The sequence below is a fragment of the Clostridium sp. C1 genome (assembly GCF_018223625.1).
Lineage (GTDB): Bacteria > Bacillota_I > Bacilli_A > Erysipelotrichales > Coprobacillaceae > Allocoprobacillus.
On the sequence record NZ_CP073631.1, the window covers coordinates 2,855,361 to 2,877,453 of the forward strand.

Consider the following 22,093-nt stretch of genomic DNA (forward strand, 5'->3'; position numbering starts at 1 on the left):
GTGATTGGGGTATAGCCAAGTGGTAAGGCATCAGACTCTGAATCTGACATTTCCTTGGTTCGAATCCAAGTACCCCAGCCATTATGTTTATAAAGGAATCACGATTGTGGTTCTTTTTTTATTTTATCACTTTATGACTTAAAAAACTATCTTTGATTCATATTAAAAATAACCACAGCTGTGGTTATTTATGATATGTTTCTTTTCTTATAATTTTAAATGCACGATAAATCTGTTCAGCTAGAATAACACGCATAAGCTGATGAGGGAAAGTCATTTTAGAAAAGCTAATACGTTGATTGGCTCTTGTCAGAACATCTTCACCATGTCCTAAAGAACCACCAATGACAAAATCAATCGTACTTTTACCATGAAGCATACAATCTTCAATAGATTCAGCAAATTGAATAGAGTCTACTTCTTTTCCTTGAACATCTAATAAAATCATATAATCATCTTGTTTCACTTTATCTAAAATACGTCGACCTTCTTTAGATTTCACAATCATTTCTTCAGCCAATGAAGGATTTTCAGGTATTCTTTCATCTCCAACTTCTATGACTTCTACATCACAATAAGCTGATAATCTTTTTAAATACTCTTTGACTCCTTCTTCTAAATACTTTTCTTTTAATTTACCAACACAAATGATTTTAATTTTCATAATCTCCTCCTGATACAATATCAATTTGACTGGCAACTTTAATATTTGAAAAAGCAATTTGTTCTTCTTGAAATACTTGTCGATAAGTTGCTAGAGCTAGTTCTTCTGTATTGGCTTCTTGCGATAAGTGTGCCAATACAATTTCTTTTGTTTTTTCTCCAATAACCTCACACATCAAATGGGCACTATATTCATTGTTAAGATGTCCCATATCATTTAAAATACGATTTTTTAAGAACATAGGTCTTTTAGTCGCCATTAACATTTCAATATCATGATTACTTTCAATAATATAATAATCAAGATTTTTCATAAATTGACGATTTTTTTGTGATACATAGCCTGTATCCGTCATATACAATAGTTGTTCTTGCCCATTACTAATCACAAAACCAATGGGATCACTGGCATCATGAGATGTTCTTAATGTGAAAACATCAAAAACACCAAATTGACGATGTGTGTAAGGAACAAGCGTATGGTATTCATCTAAGTCTTTGATATTCTTTTTAGCACTATAAATTTTTCCTGCATCAAAGATATGAATATTTTTATTGTGGTCATAATGATCATGGGTTAAAAAAACATATGTAATGTCATTTTCTTGAAATCCTAATTGATTTAATTTAAATAAAAGTTGTTTTCGGGTAATTCCACAATCAATCAATATTCCACATTGTTGATCATATATGAATGTAGCATTACCTTTTGAGCCACTTGCTAAAACATGAAATTCCATAATTCAACTCCTTCGTGTATTTATTATACAAATTTGGACTTAAAAAAACAACTTTTTCATTTATGAAAAATTTAACATGGATTTAAAAATATGATAAAATAGAATTATAAAGGAGGGGTATTTATGCCTAGAATTATTACAATCGCAAGAGAATATGGATCTGGTGGTCGTTTAATTGCTCAACGTGTTGCAGAGAAATTGGGAATCTTTTATTATGATAATGAAATTATTGATCTTGCTGCAAGAGAATTGGGATTTGATGTTGATACAATTCGCCGTGTATCTGAAGAAAAATCTTCAAGTTTTATGTATACTTTATCTTCTACAGCTTTTACTTTACCATTGAATGATCAGGTTTTTGCAATGCAATCTAAAATTATTCGTCATATTGCTGAAAATGATACATGTATTATTGTTAATGGAGTTGCTGATTATATTTTGGAAGATTTTGATGATGTGCTCACTATTTTTATTCATGCACCTTTTGAGTCAAGAGTAAGACGTGTCAAAGAAGATTATCAAGAAGAACATGATGATTATAAAAAATTTGTTATGAAAAAAGATAAGGCCAGAAGTAATTATTATAATTATTATACAACAAAGAAATGGGGACAGTTAAAGAATTTTGATTTGACGATTAATAGTGATTTTGGTATTGAAGAAGTCGCAGATATTATCGTTGCTTTATATCAAAAAGGAGAACATCGTCAAAAATAATGAAATGAATTGATAACTTTTGTTTTTATGCCTATATAATAGAAAAGATTATGATGAAATAAAAAACCTGCCATTGGCAGGTTCTTATTATTTAAGTCCGTATTTTTTATTGAATTTTTCTACACGTCCATCAGCACTTGCAAATCTTTGTTTTCCTGTATAGAATGTATGGCAATTTGAACATGTATCAACACGAATTTCGTTTAATACTGATCCACTTTCAAATTCAGCTCCACAAGAAGTACAAATCACTTTGACTTTTTTATAATCTGGATGAATTCCTTTTTTCATTTTTCATTTCTCCTTCCGCCTTGAAATATTTGCTACTTCAAAGTAAGTTGCCCAATTATAATAGCATTTCTTGACGATAAAAACAATAGTTTTTTCATTTTTTATTCATCAATATGATATCTTGTAATATGAGCACCTAATGTAATGAGTTTATGGTCGATATTATCATATCCTCGATCAATATGATAAACATTTGTAATTTCTGTTCTTCCCTGAGCAATTAAACCAGCAACAACCAAAGCAGCTCCACAGCGTAAATCTGTTGCTTCAACCCTAGTACCATGTAATGGTGTTGCTCCATGAATAATGCTTTCAGCTTCTTTTAAATCAATGTGAGCACCCATTTTATTTAATTGAGGACAATGTTTAAATCTTTCAATATAAATGGTTTCTTTGACATGAGAATCACCACTAGCCTGTGTTAAAAGAGTTGTAAGAGGTTGTTGTAAATCAGTTGCAAAGCCAGGATAAATTTGTGTTTTAATGTTGACTGGTTTTAAATCACCTTCTCTACCATAAACCACAATACTATCTCCCACAACATCCATTTGAATACCCATTTCTTTGAGTTTAGAAATTAACGCTTCTAAATGCTGAGGAATAATATTTTGAACAATCACTTTTTCTCCAGCCGCCGCAGCAATAATCAAAAATGTTCCTGCTTCAATACGATCTGGAATAATTTCATGGAATGTTCCATTTAAATGTTCCACACCATCAATCGTAATTGTATCAGTTCCTACACCTCTAATTTTCGCTCCCATCTTTGTCAGAAGGTTTGCCACATCAATAATTTCTGGTTCTTTCGCAGCATTTTCAATCACAGTTTTACCTTTGGCTTTGACAGCTGCTAACATAATATTAATCGTTGCTCCAACTGATGCAAAATCTAAATAAATAGAAGTTCCAATCAATTCTTTAGCTTCCAATAAATAAGTATCATTTTCATAAGTAATATTTGCTCCCAAAGCTTCAAAACCTTTGAGATGAAGATCAATAGGACGTGGCCCTAAATAGCATCCTCCGGGCATTTTTATTTTAACACGTTTATATTTTCCGAGTAAGGCTCCCATAAAATAATAAGAAGCTCTTAGTTTATTGACTGCATCACTCACTAATGCAATATCTTCCATATGTGTAGGATCAATCTTGATACGTTCTCCATCAATCTCTACATCACATTTTAACTCCTTTAAAAGTGTTGCCAATGCAGCAACATCTGAAATTTCAGGGACTCCTAAAATCTCTACAGGGCCTTCAGATAATACGGCTGCGGGAATCAAAGCAACAGTCGCATTCTTCGCTCCACTAATTCTTACAGTTCCATTTAATTTATATCCACCATCTATCGCAATTACTTCTGCCATGTGTTTATTTCCTTTCTTTAATATATATCCAATCATCAATCTATTTATAACTCTATTTCTCTTTTTAATGAGATTATACACATTTATGTCGTCAATATCAAAACAATTTCTTAATTTTTTTCGCTTTCATTATATCATTCAAATGCTGTTCACTCAATCCCAACATGATATTTATAATAAATTCATCATTCCATCATATTAATGCTTTTTATTCCTTATTTATTGCATTTATTTTAAAAAAATCTTTACACTTGATTTAAGAGTGATATACTATATATTGTCAATATTTGGTCCGTTGGTGAAGTGGTCAACACACTAGGTTCTCATCCTAGCATTCAGGGGTTCGAACCCCCTACGGACTACCAATGTTAAAACGCACTGATCAAATCAGTGTTTTTTTATTTGTCTAAAAATATAATATAATTTCTTTTGAAGGTTTTTCAGTGAAATATTGATTTTCTTTTTGAAAAGTTTTGTTTTTAATGAATAATATATATCTTCATTATATAATAAGGAAAAGGACAATCAATAAAAAGGAAGGAGGTTTTGTCATGAAATATGTATGTTCTATTTGTGGATATGTTTATGATGAAAGTCAAGAAGATTTAACGTTTCAACAATTGCCAGAGTCATGGGTCTGTCCGATATGTAAAGCTGATCAGTCTTTGTTTGTCAAAGAAGAAAAAGAAACAAAGACAACAGACATGAATATATCAACAGAAGGAGATATAGTTTATTCTTTAGGAGAATTGGCAGCGATTTGTTCTAATTTACAGCGTGGATGTGAAAAACAATATAAAGACGAAGAAGCTTTGCTTTTGAAAACATTATCTGATTTGTTCACAGCACATGTAGAAAATGAAGATAATGTGAGTGTAGACGTTTTAGAACAGTTGTTGCAGGAAGATCTATCACATTATTATCCTGCTTTACATGGATATGCAAAGCAGGTAGCTGATCGAGGGACACAACGTATTTGTGTCTGGGGTGAAAAGGTAACAGCTATTTTGCATTCGTTATTAATGCGTTATCATCAAGATCAAGGAGCATTTTTGAAAAATACATCTGTCTGGGTATGTTCAGTATGTGGTTTTGTGTTTGTTGGAGATGAAGCACCAGAATTATGTCCGGTGTGTAAAGTTCCAGCATGGAAATTTGAAAAAATAGAGGGGAGGGAGGCTGGATGAAATACATAGCTGTAAGAAATATTCGCTTATGTACAAAAGATTGCCTTTGTCTTTATGTTTGCCCAGTAGGAGCAACAGATACAGAAGACAGTATCATTGATGTGAAAAAATGTATTGGATGTGGTGATTGTGCCAAAGCATGTCCAAGTGGAGCTATCTCCCTTGTTCCACTGACTTATCCACCTCAACAATCAAAAGACCTTTCTCTTGTTCATTTATCTCATACATTAACAACACAAAAGGCGAAACAGGAGCAACTTGCCAGACAATTGATGAATAGTCATAATGATGAATTGTATCGTTTAATGAAGGCATTTGTAAAATCTATTCGCTTGGTTCATGAAGATATCATGCGTGAAGCAGGATTTATGTTACCTCAAAGTGCTAATACCCAGCAATTACTTGAATCTTTTGTAGAAAATCCTCCATGTGATGATTTTCCAACGGATGTTGCTCAAAACTTATTAACAAAGATATCCTTTCATGAAGTTACCACGATTCAATATCATTGTCTTGTGTGTGGTGCCATTTTTGAAGTTAAAAATAATGAAACACCTGTTTGTCCTATTTGCAAGGCAACAGAAAAACAATTAGAAAGAATAGAAAAGGAAGGATCATTATGAAATTAGTTATTGAAAAAGATGTCAAAGCAATGAGTGAAAATGCTATGTATATTTTACTTGGTGCTATGTTGCAGGATAAAAGAGTCAATATTTCATTGACATCGGGAAGAACACCACGTCTTTTATATGAAATAATGATTCCTCTTGTAAGGGATCAAAAGAAATTTAAGGATGTGGAATATTATTTATTTGATGAAAATCCATTTATTGGTGAAAAATATGGAACAAACTGGGCTGAAATGAAAGAGATGTTTTTTGAACCAGCACATATTTTAGAAGAACATATTCATCGTATCACGCTTGATAACTGGCATGATTATGACTGGCAGATTCGTCAAGCTGGAGGTATTGATGTCATGGTGATTGGTCTGGGACATGATGGTCATTTTTGTGGAAACTGTCCACGTTGTACACAATTTGATAGTTATACTTACTGTATGGAATATAAGGATAAATTAGCAGTCAATCCAACTTATGGTGAAAGACCACGACAACCTTATACGATTACGATGGGGGCTAAGAGTTTGATGCGTGTTAATCATCTGGTCATGATTGTAGATGGTCATGAAAAAGCAGAAATTTTTAAACGTTTTATTGAAGAACCTATTAATGCAGAAGTTCCTGCAACAGTTTTAAAGCTTCATCCTAATTTTACGGTGATCTGTGATGAAGCAGCAGCTTCTTTGTTGTTAATTGAAGATGAATCTCGATTATAAAAGGCGATCATTGTATCGCCTTTTATCATGAAAAAAAGACATCATCATGATGTCTAATATAAACGACGGCAAGTATACCATTCATTTTGCCAATAGCTATAACTTAAATCAGCAACTTGAACAGGTTTTCCTGTTGAAGGAGCATGAACCATTTTATTATCTCCGATATAGATTCCTACATGATGAACACCACTAAAGGCACCATTGTCACTAAAGAGAATAATATCTCCTGCCTGTATATTTGCTTTTGAAACAGATTTTCCTGCTGTTGCAAGATTCCATTTGGTTGATTGAACACCAATGTTTACACCACATTGATAATGAGCCCAGCAAACTAAACCAGAACAATCAAATTTTGTCTGATTTGGATTTTTAACTTCACTCATTGTATGACAACCACCCCATACATACATATAACCTTGACGTGTTAATGCCTTATTCGCAATAGCTAAACCTAATTCTTCATTAGATGATAAATTGCTATCAGAAGATGTATTATTTTCTTCTTGATTTTGTTCTTCTTTTTGTTCTTCTTTTTGAGAAGAATCATCATTGGTATTGCTTGATTCATTTTGCGATGGTTTTTGGGTTGATTGACTAGAAGATGGTTTTTTATTAGGTGTTGCCTGAGAAACATGGTTCACTTTTGAAGCATCAGATGCTTTTTGGATAGCGGCTAAGTTCTTTTGAATAGATTCAATAGATTCTTGGTTTTTCGCTGCTTGAGATGTGTTACTTGCAACTGTCTTATTTTGTTCGGTTAATTTTGCCTGGAATGTTTTTTGCAGACTTGCCTGTTCTTTTTTATCATCTTCTAGAGATGCTTTTAAATTCTTTAAAGTTGTTTCTTGTTTTTGTACTTCTTTTATATTTTCATTGATTTGATCAATCAGTTCATTATCATAATTGGTAATTTCTTTAATGTTGATAATACGGCTCATGAAATCAGAAATAGTATCAGCACCAAAGATATATGTTGTAAAAATATTTGAATTAAGTGTTGTTTGCATACTATACAAACGTTCTTGAAGTTTTTCACTTTGCTCTTGTACTTCTTTTTTTAATTTTTCAATATTTTTTTGTACATAATTTAATTCACTTTCAGCTGATTCTATTTTTGTATCTATTTCGGTAATCTTTTGAGCGATTTGGGCAATATCTTCTTTTGTATTTTGAGCATCTTCTTTAGCTTGGGATGCTTCTTCTTTTAATTCTTTATTTTTATCATAGAGATAATTATTAAATTCTTTACATGTTTTTTGTTGACTGTTTGTGAGTTTAGAAGAAGAACATAATTTGATATATTGAGATTCTTTTCCTTCAAAATCTACTGCTTTGACATGGTAGGATGTTGCAAATAGACAGGCAAACAGACTGAATGATAAACATGAAACAATGATTTTCTTTTTCAACACATCACATTCCTCCTTATCTTTATTCTAAAGCATTTTTAGAAACTGTCAAATAATTATTGTTGGAATATTGTGTGAATGATGTGAAAAAAGGAAATAACGCTTTGTTATCTCCTTTTTTACATTATTGATGGTTTGCGATCACACGTTTTGTCACATGTTCAGGTGCAAACTCATATCCTAGAAATTCCATATCAAAGAAGCCTTGACCTTGTGTCATTGCACGTAAATCAACAGCATAATTCATGACTTCTTCCTGTGGGGCTTCAGCAGTAATCTTAATTAAACCATCTTCTAAGATTTCACTACCCATCACACGGGCACGTTTTTTATTGAAGTGTCCCATAATATCTCCCGTAAATTTTTCATCAATATAAACATGCAAAGTCATAAATGGTTCTAATAAAGCAGGTTTTGCTTTTTCCATTGCTTCTTTAAAACACATGATTGTTGCTGTTTTAAATGCCATTTCAGAAGAATCAACACTATGATATGAACCATCAATCAAAGTTGCTTTAATACCTAAAACAGGATACTGTGCTAAAATACCATGCTTTGTTGCTTCCACTAAACCTTTTTCTACAGCAGGGAAGTAAGCTTTAGGAACAGCACCACCAAAGATTTTTTCTTCAAATACAAATGGAACAGTATAATCATGTAAAGGTTCAAATGTGATTTCTACATCACCATATTGACCATGACCACCAGATTGTTTCTTATATTTATAACGTTGTGTCACTTGACCACGAATCGTTTCACGATAAGGAATAATAATATTATCTAATGTGACATCAATTTTAAATCTTTCTTTTAATTTAGAAACAACACTATCAATATGAATATCTCCAATACCATAAATACATTGTTGTTTTGTTTCTGGATTATTTTCAAATTTTAATGTTTTATCTTCTTCCAAAAGTTTATTTAAAGCATTAGTAATCTTTTCTTCATTTGCTTTACCTACAGGTTTAATGGCTTTTCCATAATAAGGTTGAGAGAATAAGATTGTTTCATAAGTGATACGATAATCCAAAGTACATAATGTATCATTTGTTTGAGTATAGGATAATTTAGATAAAGCACCAATATCTCCAGCATTTAAACAATCTGTTTCAATTAATTCTTTTCCCTTCATAATATAGAGTTTATTCAATTTCTCAGCTTCTTTTTTCTGAACATTGAATAAAGTCATACCAGCATGAATAGAACCTGTACAAACCTTAAATAAAGAAATACGCCCAACAAAAGGATCAGCTATTGTTTTAAATACAAATAAAGATGGTGCCAAAGATTCATCAAAACCAATTAAATCATCTTCATCTGTTTCCTCATTATGCACAACCATAGAATTGACCATATCTCCAGCAGCACTAAAGAATGCTACCATAGAATTTAATATAATTTGAATTCCAATCTGATTTGTTCCACATAATACTGGAATCAATGTTTTATTCATAACACCTTGACGTAAAGCCCAAGAAATTTCGTCCTTTGTGAAAGGTTCTTCATTAATATATTTCTCTAATAATTCATCATTGGTATTTGCTACAGCTTCATCAATCATATTTTTAATAGGTGTAATTTCATCCCACATATCATCTGGAATAGGACAAGGATGTGTTTGTTCACCATCAAAATAACGTCCTTCCATTTTTGCAACATTGACATAACCAACCATTTTATTTCCTTCCATAATCGGAACTTGAATAGGGGCAATCGCTTTTCCATATGTCATTTTTAAATCTTCTAATTTTTGCTGGTAAGCAGCATTTGGATAATCCAGCCCGCTAATATAAATCATCTTGGCTTTATCATAAGCTTTATGCATGGCTTCCTTTGTTCCAACACTGATTCCTTCTGTTGCCGGAACAACAATCAAGGCACTTTCAGCAACTTTTAAAGCGGCTTCAACTTCACCAACAAAATCAAAAGAACCGGGTGTGTCTAATAAATTAATCTTACAGTTATTCCATTCTAATGGAATAATAGACAATCCTACTGAAGAATGTCTTTTGATTTCTTCTGGTGAATAATCACTAATTGTGTTTCCATCTTCAATTTTTCCAATACGGTTTGTTAAACCAGCACGATAAGCCATTGCTTCAATCACGCTGGTTTTGCCACTCCCAGAGTGACCTAACACAACGACATTTCCAATTTCGTTTGAGTGATAAGCTCTCATTATCATCACGCTCCTTTAATATTTTTTGGAATATCTTTCTTTTATTCTAACACATTTATAAAATAATGAAAACGGTTACAGCATAATTATAGTGAAATTTATAGAAAAAGATGTTATGATAACACTAGGAGGAAAAAACATGGAAGTTGGATTAATTATTATATTGTTTTTATCGAATGCTTTTGCATTGGATTGCCTTTATAATAAGAGAATAAAAACAACAGGTGCTTTATTGATTTTGAATTTATGTTTAACTGTTGCTTTAGCATATCAATTTGAACAAATGGGAAAAATTGTTCATTTGTTGTTATGTCTTATTGCAATGATTGTGTTATTTTTTGGTGTAAAGTTTTATTTAAAAAAGAAAAAAGAAAATACGACCGATCAGCGTCGTATGATTGAGGAGAAAGAGGACGAATTATGAAAACAATAGATTTTGAAATTGAAATGGAAAATGGAGAAGTGATGTCGGGAGAGTTATATCCTGAAATTGCTCCACGTACTGTGAAAAATTTTGTTGATTTAATTGAAAGTCATTTTTATGATGGATTAATCTTCCATCGTGTCATTGCGGGATTTATGATTCAAGGTGGTGGCTATGATAAAGATATGCATATTCATGAAACACCAGCAATTAAAGGAGAATTTAAAAGTAATGGTATCGATAATCCATTATTGCATACCAGAGGTGTGCTTTCAATGGCACGTACAATGATTAAGGATTCAGCAAGTTCACAATTCTTTATTATGCATGAAGATGCACCTCATCTTGATGGAGAATATGCTGCTTTTGGAAAAATTACGAAAGGAAAACATGTGATTGATGAAATTGCTAATGTGGCAACGGATGCTAGAGATTGTCCATTAGAACCAGTCGTTATTAAAACAATGAGGTTGATTTAAGATGAAATTATTTTATTTAAAAAACTGTCCTTATTGTCGTCAGGCATTTCAATGGATAGAAGAACTTTATCAGCAAAATAATCAATATCAGCAGATTCCTATAGAAACGATTGAAGAAAGTGAACAAAGTGAATTGGCTGATCGTTATGATTATTATTATGTTCCTTGTTTTTTTGAAGGTCAAAGAAAACTTCATGAAGGAGCAGTGACAAAAGAAGAAATTCAAAAGATATTTGAGGACTATTTAAAGGAGGAAAATGAATGAAAATTTTAGTCACAGGTGGTGCGGGATATATTGGAAGCCACACAGTTGTTGAGTTAATGCAGGAAGGACATGAAGTTGTGATTGTAGATAACTTTTACAATTCTAAGCCAGAAGCATTGGACAATATCACTAAGATTACAGGGAAAAGACCTGCTTTTTATGAAGTGGATTGTTGTGATGAAGAAGCTATGGAAAAGGTTTTTCAAGAACATCAAATTGATGGTGCTATTCATTTTGCAGGTTATAAAGCTGTTGGTGAGTCTGTTCAAAAACCAATGGAATATTATCAAAATAACTTGATGAGTACACTTGTTTTATGTCAATTATTAAGAAAATATAACTGTAAGAATTTAATCTTTTCATCAAGTGCAACTGTATATGGAAATCCTCATACAGTACCTATCAAAGAAGATTTTCCATTAGGTCCAACAACAAATCCTTATGGAACAACAAAATTAATGATTGAAAATATTTTAAGAGATATTTATATTTCTGATGACCAATGGAATATTGTTTTATTAAGATATTTCAATCCTATTGGTGCTCATGAGAGTGGTTTATTAGGAGAAGATCCAAATGGTATTCCTAATAACCTTGTGCCTTATATTTCTAAAGTAGCTGTTGGTGAATTAGAATGTTTAGGTGTCTTTGGTAACGATTATGATACACCAGATGGAACAGGTGTCAGAGATTATATCCATGTTGTAGATTTAGCAAAAGGACATGTCAAAGCCTTAAAGAAACTTGTTGGTGATCATGGTGTTTATACTTATAATTTAGGAACAGGACATGGTTATAGTGTTTTAGATATTGTGAAAGCTTATGAAAAAGCAAACAATGTCAAAGTCAACTATGAAATCAAACCAAGACGTGCCGGAGATATAGCAACTTGTTATGCAGATCCAGCTAAAGCCAGAGAAGAACTGGGATGGGTTGCTGAAAAATCATTAGAAGATATGTGCAAAGATGCTTATAACTTCATCATTCATAACAAAAAATAAAAATATTGGAAAGCTGTTAGCTGTAGAAGTTAACAGCTTTTTTGATGAAATGATATATTTATGAAACATTGAATGAAAAATGATATACTGAAAGTAGAGAGGTGATTGATAATGAAAAAGACTTTAAAAAAGATTTATATTTTGATATTTCCTGTTTTTTACTTGATGTTGATGTTATATTATCAATACATTCGTTATGATATATTGACTTTTATATCACAGCATAATTATCTTTTGACTATCACATGGGTATTTATAGATTAGGGATTATGACATCAATTTGGAATGGAATGTTGTTGGTGGATAAAAATAATAGGAAGATGGATATCATCTGTTTGATTGTTTGGTTTATATTGATTATTACTGGTTTTATTTGTTTATATATATTGCCAGAAGCTTATCCTCCAAAGATTTATTATATGTTGGTAGATGGAATTCCTTTTCTCTTTTTCCTTATAGGAAATATAATAAGTTTATTAGGATATCATTTGTATTTTTATTATCACTTGCATAGAAAATAAGGAATAATCTCAAATTTAACTGTTTAAAATATTGATATTAAAAATACGACAATGGTCAAAATATTGTCGTATTACTTTTATCTATTTTTTTGCTCCACAGATACTACAATACTGATAGTCTACATATTCTTCATAGTGTCCTTGATCTTCTTGATGTGAACCAACTTTTACTTTTTCTGTTTTGGATACGTTTTGGTAGTTACTATAATTAACACCATTATATAATCCATTTTCATCAGCATTTTTAATACCAGTTACCATAATATTTTTTAAATCTTTTTCAGTAAATCCATTTTCAAACCAGTACGTTGGACCATTGGCAGTATAAGTAGGTTGACCTAATTCATTCTTTCCAGAGTAAGTGTAAAATCTAGCACCCTTAATTGTTTTTGTTTCATAATCGTCAACAGTGACCATATGACTGACCCATTTTTTGGCTTTATGATCTTTCCATACATGCTTATGTGTTGAAGATGAACTCTTACTTGTTGTAGATTTTTGAGAGCTTTTGTTAGTTATTGTTTCTGATGAATTCTTCGATGTTTGTTGTGTATGGGAATCATTTTTTGAAACTTTTGTTTGATTATTTTTATCGGTTTCTTTTGTTTTGGATGATGAATCTTTTTTAGAAGAATCACTCTTTTGTGATGATTGGTCAGGTGATGTATCTTCTTGTGTTAAATTTGATGATTGTTGGTTGAGTGCAGTTGTTTGCTGATCATCTGTTTTTTGAACAACTGTTTGACTTTGAAATGAGAAAAAGATGAAAAAACATAATATAACAATAAGAATAATGACTAAACTGTACCCTGTAAAATGGACAGTTAAATAAAAAGGTATCACTCTAAAATGTGATGCTGAATATTTAACCGACTCTGTTTTACAGGGTCTTTTATTTTGCTTATAATATGATTTGATGAAAGGATTGATTGGAATGGGTGTAAACTATTTTACTGATGAACAAATTAAAATACTCAAGGATAATCCATATATTGAAAAAATATCTTACAAAAGCATTAAATACTCCCAAAAGTTTAAAATGGAGTTCTGGTCACGCTATTCACAAGGAGAAGCCCCTTCTTCCATACTTTCTTCCTTTGATATTGATCCACATATTCTTGGACCAAAACGCATAAGTAATATTGTTCAACGAATAAAGAAGGAAGCAGAACGCTTAGAAGGATTTGAAGATACCAGAAAACACAATGCAGGTCGCCCTAGAACAAGAGACATGTCCCCCGAAGAAAAGATTGCTTATCTTGAACATAAGATTGCCTATCAAAAACAGGAAATAGAGTTTCTAAAAAAAATAAGATCACTGGAGAGGGAAGCCTATTGGAAACTGCAGAAGAAAAATACAAAATCATCGAAGAAATGATTTCTCGAGATGACAATCTTCTCAACATTACCAGATTATGTGAAATTGCAGAAGTTTCCAGAAGTGGCTTCTACAACTGGAAAAATAACTGCAATAAGCGCCAGCAGAAAGAACAGCGGACAAGAACGATTTTGAACTCATATTGAAGGCATATCAGTACAGAGGATATGATAAAGGAGCAAGAAGCATTCACATGCATCTGCTGCACATGGGAGTAAGGATGAATATCAAAAAATAAGGAGGCTCATGAAAAATATGGACTTTTCTGCAAAATAAGAAAAGCCAATCCATATAGAAGAATGGCAAAAGCAATAAAAACAAATAATATTGCCCCCAATGTTGTCAATCGTGATTTCATACAGGAGCCAAGAATAGTCATATTAACCGATATTACATATCTCTTTTATGGGAAAGAAAAAAGAAAAGCATATCTATCGGTCATGAAGGATGCATTTACCAATGAGATACTATCATATGTTGTCAGCGAATCATTGGAGATTGACTTTGTGTTAATGACTGTAAAACAACTGTTTGAAAAGCATGGAGCGACAATCAAAACAAACAAGACGATATGCCATAGCGACCAGGGCATTCATTACACCAGTATAGATTTTCAAAAGCTGCTCAAGGACAAAGGATTGAGGCAATCAATGTCAAGAAGGGGCAACTGCTGGGATAATGCACCACAGGAATCCTTTTTTGGTCATATGAAAGATGAAATAGATATAAGCAGGTGCAACACTTTCAATGACCTTAAAGCAGTTATAGATGATTATATAGATTACTACAATAACGAAAGGTATCAGTGGGACCTGGCAAAACTGTCACCTTCAGAATATTATCAGTACTGGCTGTCAGATATATATCCAATAGATATAAAAAAATGATACTATTCAAAAATAGTATCATCATATTGAAAACGCATCATATCATGATATTGGTTTCTTTCATCCAAGAGTTCTTCTTCAAGGTCAATATTAAGCTGAGATTCAAAACGGGTCTGCATATCAATCATCTGATAGGATAAGACTTCACATTGATTTTCAAGCCAGAAGATATATTCGCGAGTGGACATGAACTTATAACCATCAGTGTAGGACTGATAGTCCTGACTGAAAAGATCCTTAAGCTCACTAATGGTCATAAGCACAGTTGACACATCGAAATCATTGTGGAAAACATTGAAAAGCTGTTCCTCGTTCCAAAAGGAATCTGAGAAATCGGCGAGTTGACAGGACGTGTTAAGTGAAGGAAAAGCAATCCAGTTATAATAGACACCTTTAGAAAGGATTCCTTCAATAACATTACCATTTCTGTTGACCTTAAATTCAATACAGTTGTCATACTTGACACAAACAAGTTTAAACTTTTTAGAATCATTAAAAATATACATAATCATCTTAAACACAAAGCCACTGATCTTGACCAGTGGCTTAAGACTGTGTCATTCCTCCTTGACACAATCATATAAGATAATATTCGTTAAAAATATACCTTTTTATTTAATTGTCCTTGACATAGGGTACACTTTAGACAATAATAATAAATCTTTTTTTATTTTCTATAAATGATTTGAAATTCATAATACCCCTCTTTTCTGTTTCCTTATTATAGCACAAAATAAAACAATGTATTGTAAATGTTGCTGATAATAATAGTTTTAATAGTAAGTTAAAAATGTATGAAATTGATAAAGGTGAGAAAATAAAGTCTAATGGTATTGTCTTATTGCAAAAATATCGGAGGGGGGTATATAATGAAAAAAGGAGGATATATGATGAAAGAAAATGTAATTGAAGCGAAACAACTATCAAAAAGGTTTCAGACAACTGTTGCCTTAGAGAATTGTGATTTTTCAGTTCGAAAAGGGGAAATTTTTGGCTTTTTAGGTCCTTCGGGGGCTGGAAAAACAACAACGATTAAATTATTGACGGGGCAATTAAAAAGTGATGGAGGAGAAATTCATATATTAAAAGAGAATCCTTTTTCATCAAAAATAAAAAGTCAAATAGGGATTATGAGTGATAATAGTGGTTTATATGAAAAGATGAGTGTTTATGATAATTTACTGTTATTTGCAAAAATCTATGGTATTGATAAAAGCTGTATTGAAAAAGTCTTGGAAGAAGTAGATTTATTAGAGGCTAAAAAGCAATTGGTTAGTCAATTATCAAAAGGAATGAAACAACGATTAATCTTTGCTAGAACAATTATTCATTCACCTTCACTTCTATTTTTAGATGAACCTACAGCTAATTTGGACCCTTCCACAGCAAATGAAGTGAGAGAAATCATCAAAAAACTGAATGCAAAAGGGACGACTGTCTTTTTAACAACTCATAATATGGAAGAAGCAGATGAAATGTGTCATCGTGTAGCCTTTTTGAATCATGGACATATTATTGAAAGTGGACAACCTGAAGCTCTCAAACTGAAATATTCTAAGAAACAGATTCGTATTAAAACAAATCAGCAGGATTATACGATTCCTTTAGATTTAAAACTTTTAAAGCAGGAATTGGAACAGATTGATGAATTATTAATGATTCACTCAATTGAACCAACTTTAAAAGAAGTCTTTTTAACATTGACGAAGGAGGAATCATAATGAATATACGTATTTGTAAAGCATTGTTTATGAAAGATTTGAAGAATTGTTTTGTGAATAAAAATGTATTTTTAATGTTGGCTTTACCGGTTTTATTTGGAGTCATGTATAAATTTTTATTAGGAGATATTCTTAAAGAAGCAACAGGAAGTTTTGTCATTGTGATGTGTATCGTTATGACGATTTCTATTATTCCATTGAATGTCTTAGCTAATATGGTAGCTGAGGAAAAAGAAAAACATACTTTGCGTTCGTTAATGTTGGCTAATGTCAGCGCAACTGATTTTTTGTTAAGTAAAGCTTTTGTTGCATTGGTTTTGATGTTAATTGATGGAATCCTTATTTTCCTTGTTTGTCAAGAACCAATAGGATATTTAGTATATTTTCTTATCTTTTACATTTTAGCATCATTAAGTGTCTTGTTTTTTGGTGCTTTGGTAGGTTTGCTTTCTAAAGATCAGATGAGTGCTGGAACATTGAGTTCACCTTTGATGATCTTCTTAATGTTGCCACCTATTTTCAGTCAACTGAATGAAATGATTGAAAAGATTGCAGTTATTTTTCCAACAACCTCTTTCCAAACACTTTATTTACAATTATCAGCAAAACAGCCTTTCTTTAATCAAGATACAGTGATAGCTATAATTGTCTGTATCGTATGGATAGTTTTGGGAGTTATTGCTTTTATGTATGGTTACAAGAAAAAAGGATTAGATGATTAGGGAAATCGGTATTGATTTCTCTTTTTTTCATTCATTGAAAATGATAAAATAAGAAAAAGAAGGTGAGTCTATGGTAAGAAAACATATTATTTTTAAAGGACGTGTTCAAGGGGTTGGTTTTCGTATTACAGTTTATCAACAAGCGACACGTCTGCATTTAACAGGATGGGTAAGAAATTTGAGTAATGGGGATGTTGAGGCATGTATTCAAGGTGAGTGGGTACGTATTCAGCAGCTTATTAATCATATGAAAAGTATACGTTATATACGTATCGACGAATGTATGATGGAAGATTTAGAGATTTTAAAAGAAGAAAAGGGATTTGAATTGAAATATTAATTATTTATCATGTCAAGTCTTTTCTTTTAAAAAATATCGGTTATAATAGGGATAGTTATTTTCATAGAAAAGTTATAAAAATCAAAAAACGTTGTTTTTATCAATGTTTTTTGATTTTGTTTGTGAACAAAGAAAAAACTGTGGACCTATAGAGCATATTCCTTTTTTTGAACTGAGGATTATGGTAAACTTACAGGTACAAGACTAAGGAGGAAGGATGTTTATGAAAATTATTAAGCGTAATGGAGCAGAAGTTTTATTTGATCAGACAAAGATTACAGCTGCAATTGAAAAAGCAAATAATGAAGTTGTAGGTAAAGATAGATTATCGGATGAAGATATTGATAATATTACAAATAATGTGAAGTATCAATGTGAAAAGATGAAAAGAGCTTTGAATGTTGAAGAAATTCAAAATCTTGTAGAAAATGAAATTATGAAATTGAATGCTTTTGCAGTAGCTAGAAAATATATTACATATCGTTATATGAGAGCATTAGTACGTAAATCAAATACAACTGATGAACAGATTTTAAGTTTGATTGAATGTGCAAATGAAGAAGTAAAACAAGAAAATTCTAATAAGAATCCAACTGTCAATAGTGTTCAAAGAGATTATATGGCAGGGGAAGTTAGTAAAGATATTACAAAACGTCTTTTATTGCCTGGTCATATTGTGAAGGCTCACGAAGAAGGAATTATTCACTTCCATGATTCAGATTATTTTGCTCAACATATGCATAATTGCTGTTTAGTTAATCTGGAAGATATGTTACAAAATGGAACAGTCATTAGTGAAACGATGATTGAAAGACCAAAAAGCTTTTCAACAGCTTGTAATATAGCGACACAAATTATTGCTCAAGTTGCAAGTTCACAATATGGGGGACAAAGTATTAGCTTGTCACATCTTGCTCCTTTTGTTGATGTCAGTCGTCAAAAGTTTAGAAAAGAAGTCCGTGAAGAATTTGAGCAGGAAAATATTCCTGTCAGTGAAGAACAGATTAACGAATTGGCAGAATATCGTGTACGTAAAGAAATTAATCGTGGTGTTCAAATGATTCAATATCAGGTCATTACGTTGATGACAACAAATGGTCAAGCACCATTTGTGACAGTTTTTATGTATTTAAATGAAGTTCCTGATGGACAAATTAAAGATGACTTGGCTTTAATTATTGAAGAAACATTAAATCAAAGAATTTTAGGTGTTAAAAATGAAAAAGGTGTTTATGTGACACCAGCTTTCCCTAAGTTGATTTATGTTTTAGAAGAAGATAATATTAGTGAAAACAGCAAATATTGGTATTTAACTGAATTAGCAGCGAAATGTACAGCAAAACGTATGGTTCCAGACTATATTTCTGAAAAGAAAATGCTGGAATTAAAAGTGGATAAAAATAATGAAGGACATTGTTATACATGTATGGGATGTCGTAGTTTCTTAACACCTTATGTTGATCCAAAGACAAATAAACCTAAATATTATGGACGTTTTAATCAAGGTGTTGTGACTATTAATCTAGTAGATGTTGCTTGTTCATCACAAGGTGATATGAAAGAATTCTGGCGTATTATGGATGAAAGACTGGCTTTATGTAAAGAAGCTTTAATGTGTCGTCATAATCGTTTAAAAGGGACTGTCAGTGATGTTGCACCAATCTTATGGCAATATGGTGCACTGGCAAGACTTAAAAAAGGTGAAACGATTGATCAATTACTATATGGTGGATATTCAACAATCTCATTAGGTTATGCCGGTCTTTGTGAATGTGTGAAATATATGACAGGAAAATCACATACTGATCCAGATGCGACACCATTTGCTTTAGAAGTGATGCAACATTTAAATGATGCCTGTGCCAAATGGAAAGCAGAAGAAAATATTGATTTTAGTTTATATGGTACACCAATTGAATCAACAACTTATAAATTTGCGAAATGTCTACAAAAACGTTTTGGAAAAATTCCTGGTGTGACTGATAAAAACTATATTACGAATAGCTATCATGTTAATGTGACTGAAGAAATAGATGCCTTTACAAAATTAACTTTTGAATCACAATTCCAGAAATTATCTCCAGGAGGAGCAATTAGCTACGTTGAAGTACCAAATATGCAAGATAACATTGAAGCTGTTTTAGCTGTTATGAAGCATATTTATGAACATATTATGTATGCAGAATTGAATACAAAGAGTGACTATTGTATGGAATGTGGCTATGATGGTGAAATTCAAATTAAAGAAGATAAAGATGGAAAATTGATTTGGATTTGTCCAAATTGTGGAAATACAAATCAGGATAAGATGAGCGTCGCCAGACGTACATGTGGATATATTGGAACACAGTTCTGGAATCAGGGACGTACACAAGAAATTAAGGAACGTGTACTTCATTTATAAAAATGAAATATGTAACGATTAAAACTGTAGATATAGCCAACGGAACAGGAGTGCGAGTATCACTCTTTGTTTCGGGCTGTACTCATCATTGTCCTGATTGCTTTAATGAGATTGCTTGGGATTTTCAATATGGTGAAGATTTCACACAAGATACAATTGATTTTATATTACAGGCATTAGCGCCTCAACATATCTCAGGTCTGACATTGTTAGGTGGAGAGCCAATGGAACTTGTAAATCAAAAAGGTTTATTACCTTTATTAAGACAGGTTCATGAAAAGTATCCGGATAAGGATATTTGGTGTTATACAGGTTATCTGTATGAAGATTTACAACCTGGTGGGAGAGTCTATGGAGAGGATACGGATGAAATATTAAATTATTTAGATATCTTGGTTGATGGTCCTTTTTTAGTTGATCAAAAGAATATTCGTTTGAAATTTAGAGGTTCTGAAAATCAAAGAATTATTGATATAAAGAGAACAAATCAAGCTCATAAGGTTGTTTTATGGGATGGAAAGTGATTAAAAAAATCACTTTTTTTGTGTGAAAAACAAAAAAAGAAGTGATAAAAAATAAAAAAATCCTAAAATAAGTAGATATTTTTTAGAAAATTATATATAATGTAATGGCAGTGAAGGGAGGATTTTAAGTGAAAGAAGGCATTAGACGAGAGTATAAAAAGCAATATGATGCTTCAACCAAAAAAATAGATGTTGTTGATGTACCAGAATTTAATTTTTTAATGGTTGATGGAATTGGAAATCCTAACGTTGAAGAATTTAAACTGAAAGCAGAGGCTTTACATATATTATCTAAGGCAATTAAAGATTATTTTAAGGAAAAAATGGATTTATTGTATTTGATTTCTCCATTAGAAGGATTATGGGATACATATGATAATAGTCAATTTGATGTCACAAGAAAAAAGATGATCAAATTTACTTTGATGATTGCTCAACCAAAAGTCCTTGATGAACAAACTTTTGAAATGATTAGAGAAAGTGTGACTTTAAAAAAAGATAATCCATATCTTATTGATGTTTATTTAAAAAAGTTTCAAGAGGGACGATGTGTTCAGATGTTGCATAAAGGAGCTTATAATACTGAAATTAATACAACCAAACAGATTATGGAATATATTACAATTCAAGGAATGAAACTAAGTGGATTTCATCATGAGATTTATTTAAATGATCCTGAAAAGAATCCAGTTGATAAATTAAAAACAATTGTAAGATATGCTATTGAGGAGGATGGGGTATAGCCCCTTTTTTTATAGGAGGAGAAAATTATGTTATTTGTATCATGGAATGTGAATGGTTTAAGAGCGTGTTTAAATAAAGGGTTTGCAGATTTTTTCTTATCTGTGAATGCTGATATTTTTGCAATACAGGAAACAAAATTGCAAAAGCATCAATTGGATTTAAAGTTTGATGGCTATTTTTCTTATTATAATGATGCGATAAAGAAAGGATATAGTGGAACAGCAATCTATACAAAGAAAGAACCACTCAATGTCACTTATGGATTAGGTATTGATGAACATGATCAGGAAGGTCGAGTGATTACATTAGAATATGAAAATTTCTATTTTATAACAGTATACACACCTAATTCAAAAAGAGGATTAGAACGATTGGACTATCGTCAAGTATGGGAAGATGCTTTTAGAGAATATGTTTGTCAATTAAAACAAAATAAAGCAGTTGTCATATGTGGAGATTTAAATGTAGCTCATCAAGAAATTGATTTGAAAAATGATAAAACAAATCATAAAAATGCTGGATTTACAGATGAGGAAAGACAAAAATTTACTGAGTTACTAGAGAGTGGGTTTATTGATACGTTTAGATATAGATATCCAACATTAGAGAAGTATTCATGGTGGTCATATATGTTTAAGGCAAGAGAAAAAAATGCAGGTTGGCGTATTGATTATTTTGTTGTATCAGATGATTTAAAAGAACAGATTGAAGATGCTTATATCTATAATGATATATTGGGTTCTGATCATTGCCCAGTTGGTGTGAAAATGGAGGGATTAATGTGA

At 31.7% G+C, this 22,093-nt stretch carries 26 protein-coding genes and 2 tRNA genes; 20 read left to right on the plus strand and 8 right to left on the minus strand.

What is annotated here, in order from left to right:
* Window positions 1–5 precede the first annotated feature (5 nt).
* Window positions 6–81 (plus strand) — tRNA-Gln (locus KEC48_RS15175).
* 103 nt (window positions 82–184) lie between these two features.
* On the opposite strand, the gene rlmH is transcribed toward KEC48_RS15175, so the two are convergent.
* Window positions 185–664 carry a 23S rRNA (pseudouridine(1915)-N(3))-methyltransferase RlmH gene (gene rlmH, locus KEC48_RS15180; protein ID WP_211963345.1) on the minus strand — a complete coding sequence of 160 codons (480 nt, stop codon included), beginning with the start codon at window positions 662–664 and terminating at the stop codon, window positions 185–187.
* On the minus strand, window positions 654–1,403 hold the full coding sequence (locus KEC48_RS15185; protein WP_211963347.1) for an MBL fold metallo-hydrolase: 750 nt from the start codon (window positions 1,401–1,403) through the stop codon (window positions 654–656). The genes rlmH and KEC48_RS15185 overlap by 11 nt, the downstream gene beginning before the upstream one ends.
* Window positions 1,404–1,526: 123 nt before the next feature.
* On the opposite strand from KEC48_RS15185, the gene KEC48_RS15190 reads away from it, so the two are divergent.
* Window positions 1,527–2,120, plus strand: a complete 594-nt coding sequence (locus tag KEC48_RS15190; RefSeq protein WP_087358013.1) for a cytidylate kinase-like family protein — start codon at window positions 1,527–1,529, stop codon at window positions 2,118–2,120.
* Window positions 2,121–2,207: 87 nt separating this feature from the next.
* Here KEC48_RS15190 and rpmE read toward each other — a convergent pair whose 3' ends face one another.
* Together rpmE and KEC48_RS15200 are read right to left on the minus strand one after the other, a co-directional pair.
* Window positions 2,208–2,411, minus strand: a complete 204-nt coding sequence (gene rpmE, locus KEC48_RS15195) for a 50S ribosomal protein L31 (protein WP_211963349.1) — start codon at window positions 2,409–2,411, stop codon at window positions 2,208–2,210.
* Between the two features lie 101 nt (window positions 2,412–2,512).
* Window positions 2,513–3,778 carry a UDP-N-acetylglucosamine 1-carboxyvinyltransferase gene (locus tag KEC48_RS15200; protein WP_211965519.1) on the minus strand — a complete coding sequence of 422 codons (1,266 nt, stop codon included), beginning with the start codon at window positions 3,776–3,778 and terminating at the stop codon, window positions 2,513–2,515.
* Window positions 3,779–4,067: 289 nt separating this feature from the next.
* On the opposite strand from KEC48_RS15200, the gene KEC48_RS15205 reads away from it, so the two are divergent.
* The 4 genes from KEC48_RS15205 to KEC48_RS15220 all read left to right on the plus strand — a co-directional run bounded on the left by KEC48_RS15205 (window position 4,068) and on the right by KEC48_RS15220 (window position 6,304).
* A tRNA-Glu gene (locus tag KEC48_RS15205) sits at window positions 4,068–4,143 on the plus strand.
* A 186-nt stretch (window positions 4,144–4,329) separates the two neighbouring features.
* Complete coding sequence (locus KEC48_RS15210) at window positions 4,330–4,965, plus strand: rubredoxin-like domain-containing protein (RefSeq protein WP_211963351.1); 636 nt, start codon at window positions 4,330–4,332, stop codon at window positions 4,963–4,965.
* Complete coding sequence (locus KEC48_RS15215; RefSeq protein WP_087358803.1) at window positions 4,962–5,588, plus strand: 4Fe-4S binding protein; 627 nt, start codon at window positions 4,962–4,964, stop codon at window positions 5,586–5,588. The genes KEC48_RS15210 and KEC48_RS15215 overlap by 4 nt, the downstream gene beginning before the upstream one ends.
* The gene (locus KEC48_RS15220; RefSeq protein ID WP_211963353.1) at window positions 5,585–6,304 is read left to right on the plus strand and encodes a glucosamine-6-phosphate deaminase; all 720 of its coding nucleotides are present in this window, start codon (window positions 5,585–5,587) and stop codon (window positions 6,302–6,304) included. Before KEC48_RS15215 ends, KEC48_RS15220 begins: the two co-directional genes overlap by 4 nt.
* A gap of 53 nt (window positions 6,305–6,357) precedes the next feature.
* Here the strand turns inward: KEC48_RS15220 and KEC48_RS15225 are convergent, their stop codons facing one another.
* Both KEC48_RS15225 and KEC48_RS15230 read right to left on the minus strand, forming a co-directional pair.
* Complete coding sequence (locus KEC48_RS15225) at window positions 6,358–7,719, minus strand: C40 family peptidase (protein ID WP_211963354.1); 1,362 nt, start codon at window positions 7,717–7,719, stop codon at window positions 6,358–6,360.
* 121 nt (window positions 7,720–7,840) lie between these two features.
* On the minus strand, window positions 7,841–9,898 hold the full coding sequence (locus KEC48_RS15230; RefSeq protein WP_211963356.1) for an elongation factor G: 2,058 nt from the start codon (window positions 9,896–9,898) through the stop codon (window positions 7,841–7,843).
* A gap of 139 nt (window positions 9,899–10,037) precedes the next feature.
* Here KEC48_RS15230 and KEC48_RS15235 point away from each other — a divergent pair, with 139 nt between their 5' ends.
* The 5 genes from KEC48_RS15235 (at window position 10,038) to KEC48_RS15255 (ending at window position 12,331) form a co-directional block, all read left to right on the plus strand.
* On the plus strand, window positions 10,038–10,322 hold the full coding sequence (locus KEC48_RS15235) for a hypothetical protein (protein ID WP_087358797.1): 285 nt from the start codon (window positions 10,038–10,040) through the stop codon (window positions 10,320–10,322).
* Window positions 10,319–10,801 (plus strand): peptidylprolyl isomerase, encoded by a 483-nt coding sequence (locus tag KEC48_RS15240; RefSeq protein ID WP_087358795.1) that lies wholly within the window; start codon window positions 10,319–10,321, stop codon window positions 10,799–10,801. The genes KEC48_RS15235 and KEC48_RS15240 overlap by 4 nt, the downstream gene beginning before the upstream one ends.
* A gap of 1 nt (window position 10,802) precedes the next feature.
* Window positions 10,803–11,066 (plus strand): thioredoxin family protein, encoded by a 264-nt coding sequence (locus KEC48_RS15245; protein ID WP_087358792.1) that lies wholly within the window; start codon window positions 10,803–10,805, stop codon window positions 11,064–11,066.
* Window positions 11,063–12,067, plus strand: a complete 1,005-nt coding sequence (gene galE, locus KEC48_RS15250) for a UDP-glucose 4-epimerase GalE (protein ID WP_087358790.1) — start codon at window positions 11,063–11,065, stop codon at window positions 12,065–12,067. Before KEC48_RS15245 ends, galE begins: the two co-directional genes overlap by 4 nt.
* A gap of 111 nt (window positions 12,068–12,178) precedes the next feature.
* Window positions 12,179–12,331, plus strand: coding sequence for a hypothetical protein (locus tag KEC48_RS15255; protein ID WP_211963358.1), 153 nt, complete (start codon window positions 12,179–12,181; stop codon window positions 12,329–12,331).
* Between the two features lie 338 nt (window positions 12,332–12,669).
* Here KEC48_RS15255 and KEC48_RS15260 read toward each other — a convergent pair whose 3' ends face one another.
* On the minus strand, window positions 12,670–13,431 hold the full coding sequence (locus KEC48_RS15260; RefSeq protein ID WP_211963360.1) for a hypothetical protein: 762 nt from the start codon (window positions 13,429–13,431) through the stop codon (window positions 12,670–12,672).
* 91 nt (window positions 13,432–13,522) lie between these two features.
* On the opposite strand from KEC48_RS15260, the gene KEC48_RS15265 reads away from it, so the two are divergent.
* Complete coding sequence (locus KEC48_RS15265) at window positions 13,523–13,966, plus strand: HTH domain-containing protein (protein ID WP_087357186.1); 444 nt, start codon at window positions 13,523–13,525, stop codon at window positions 13,964–13,966.
* Window positions 13,967–14,190: 224 nt separating this feature from the next.
* The gene (locus tag KEC48_RS15270; protein WP_211965521.1) at window positions 14,191–14,853 is read left to right on the plus strand and encodes an IS3 family transposase; all 663 of its coding nucleotides are present in this window, start codon (window positions 14,191–14,193) and stop codon (window positions 14,851–14,853) included.
* Window positions 14,854–14,855: 2 nt separating this feature from the next.
* On the opposite strand, the gene KEC48_RS15275 is transcribed toward KEC48_RS15270, so the two are convergent.
* Entirely contained in the window at window positions 14,856–15,359 is a 504-nt protein-coding gene (locus KEC48_RS15275; RefSeq protein ID WP_211961963.1) for a hypothetical protein, read from the minus strand.
* 384 nt (window positions 15,360–15,743) lie between these two features.
* Between KEC48_RS15275 and KEC48_RS15280 the strand changes: the two genes are divergently transcribed.
* The 7 genes from KEC48_RS15280 (at window position 15,744) to KEC48_RS15310 (ending at window position 22,093) form a co-directional block, all read left to right on the plus strand.
* Window positions 15,744–16,574, plus strand: coding sequence for an ABC transporter ATP-binding protein (locus KEC48_RS15280; RefSeq protein WP_211963361.1), 831 nt, complete (start codon window positions 15,744–15,746; stop codon window positions 16,572–16,574).
* Complete coding sequence (locus KEC48_RS15285; protein WP_211963363.1) at window positions 16,574–17,296, plus strand: ABC transporter permease; 723 nt, start codon at window positions 16,574–16,576, stop codon at window positions 17,294–17,296. Before KEC48_RS15280 ends, KEC48_RS15285 begins: the two co-directional genes overlap by 1 nt.
* 70 nt (window positions 17,297–17,366) lie before the next feature.
* Entirely contained in the window at window positions 17,367–17,636 is a 270-nt protein-coding gene (locus tag KEC48_RS15290; protein ID WP_211963365.1) for an acylphosphatase, read from the plus strand.
* A 223-nt stretch (window positions 17,637–17,859) separates the two neighbouring features.
* Complete coding sequence (nrdD, locus tag KEC48_RS15295; RefSeq protein WP_087358857.1) at window positions 17,860–20,040, plus strand: anaerobic ribonucleoside-triphosphate reductase; 2,181 nt, start codon at window positions 17,860–17,862, stop codon at window positions 20,038–20,040.
* Window positions 20,041–20,042: 2 nt separating this feature from the next.
* A complete protein-coding gene (gene nrdG, locus KEC48_RS15300) occupies window positions 20,043–20,564 on the plus strand; it encodes an anaerobic ribonucleoside-triphosphate reductase activating protein (protein WP_211963373.1) in 522 nt (173 codons plus the stop codon).
* A gap of 128 nt (window positions 20,565–20,692) precedes the next feature.
* The gene (locus tag KEC48_RS15305) at window positions 20,693–21,307 is read left to right on the plus strand and encodes a GyrI-like domain-containing protein (RefSeq protein WP_087358780.1); all 615 of its coding nucleotides are present in this window, start codon (window positions 20,693–20,695) and stop codon (window positions 21,305–21,307) included.
* Between the two features lie 27 nt (window positions 21,308–21,334).
* A complete protein-coding gene (locus KEC48_RS15310) occupies window positions 21,335–22,093 on the plus strand; it encodes an exodeoxyribonuclease III (protein WP_087358778.1) in 759 nt (252 codons plus the stop codon).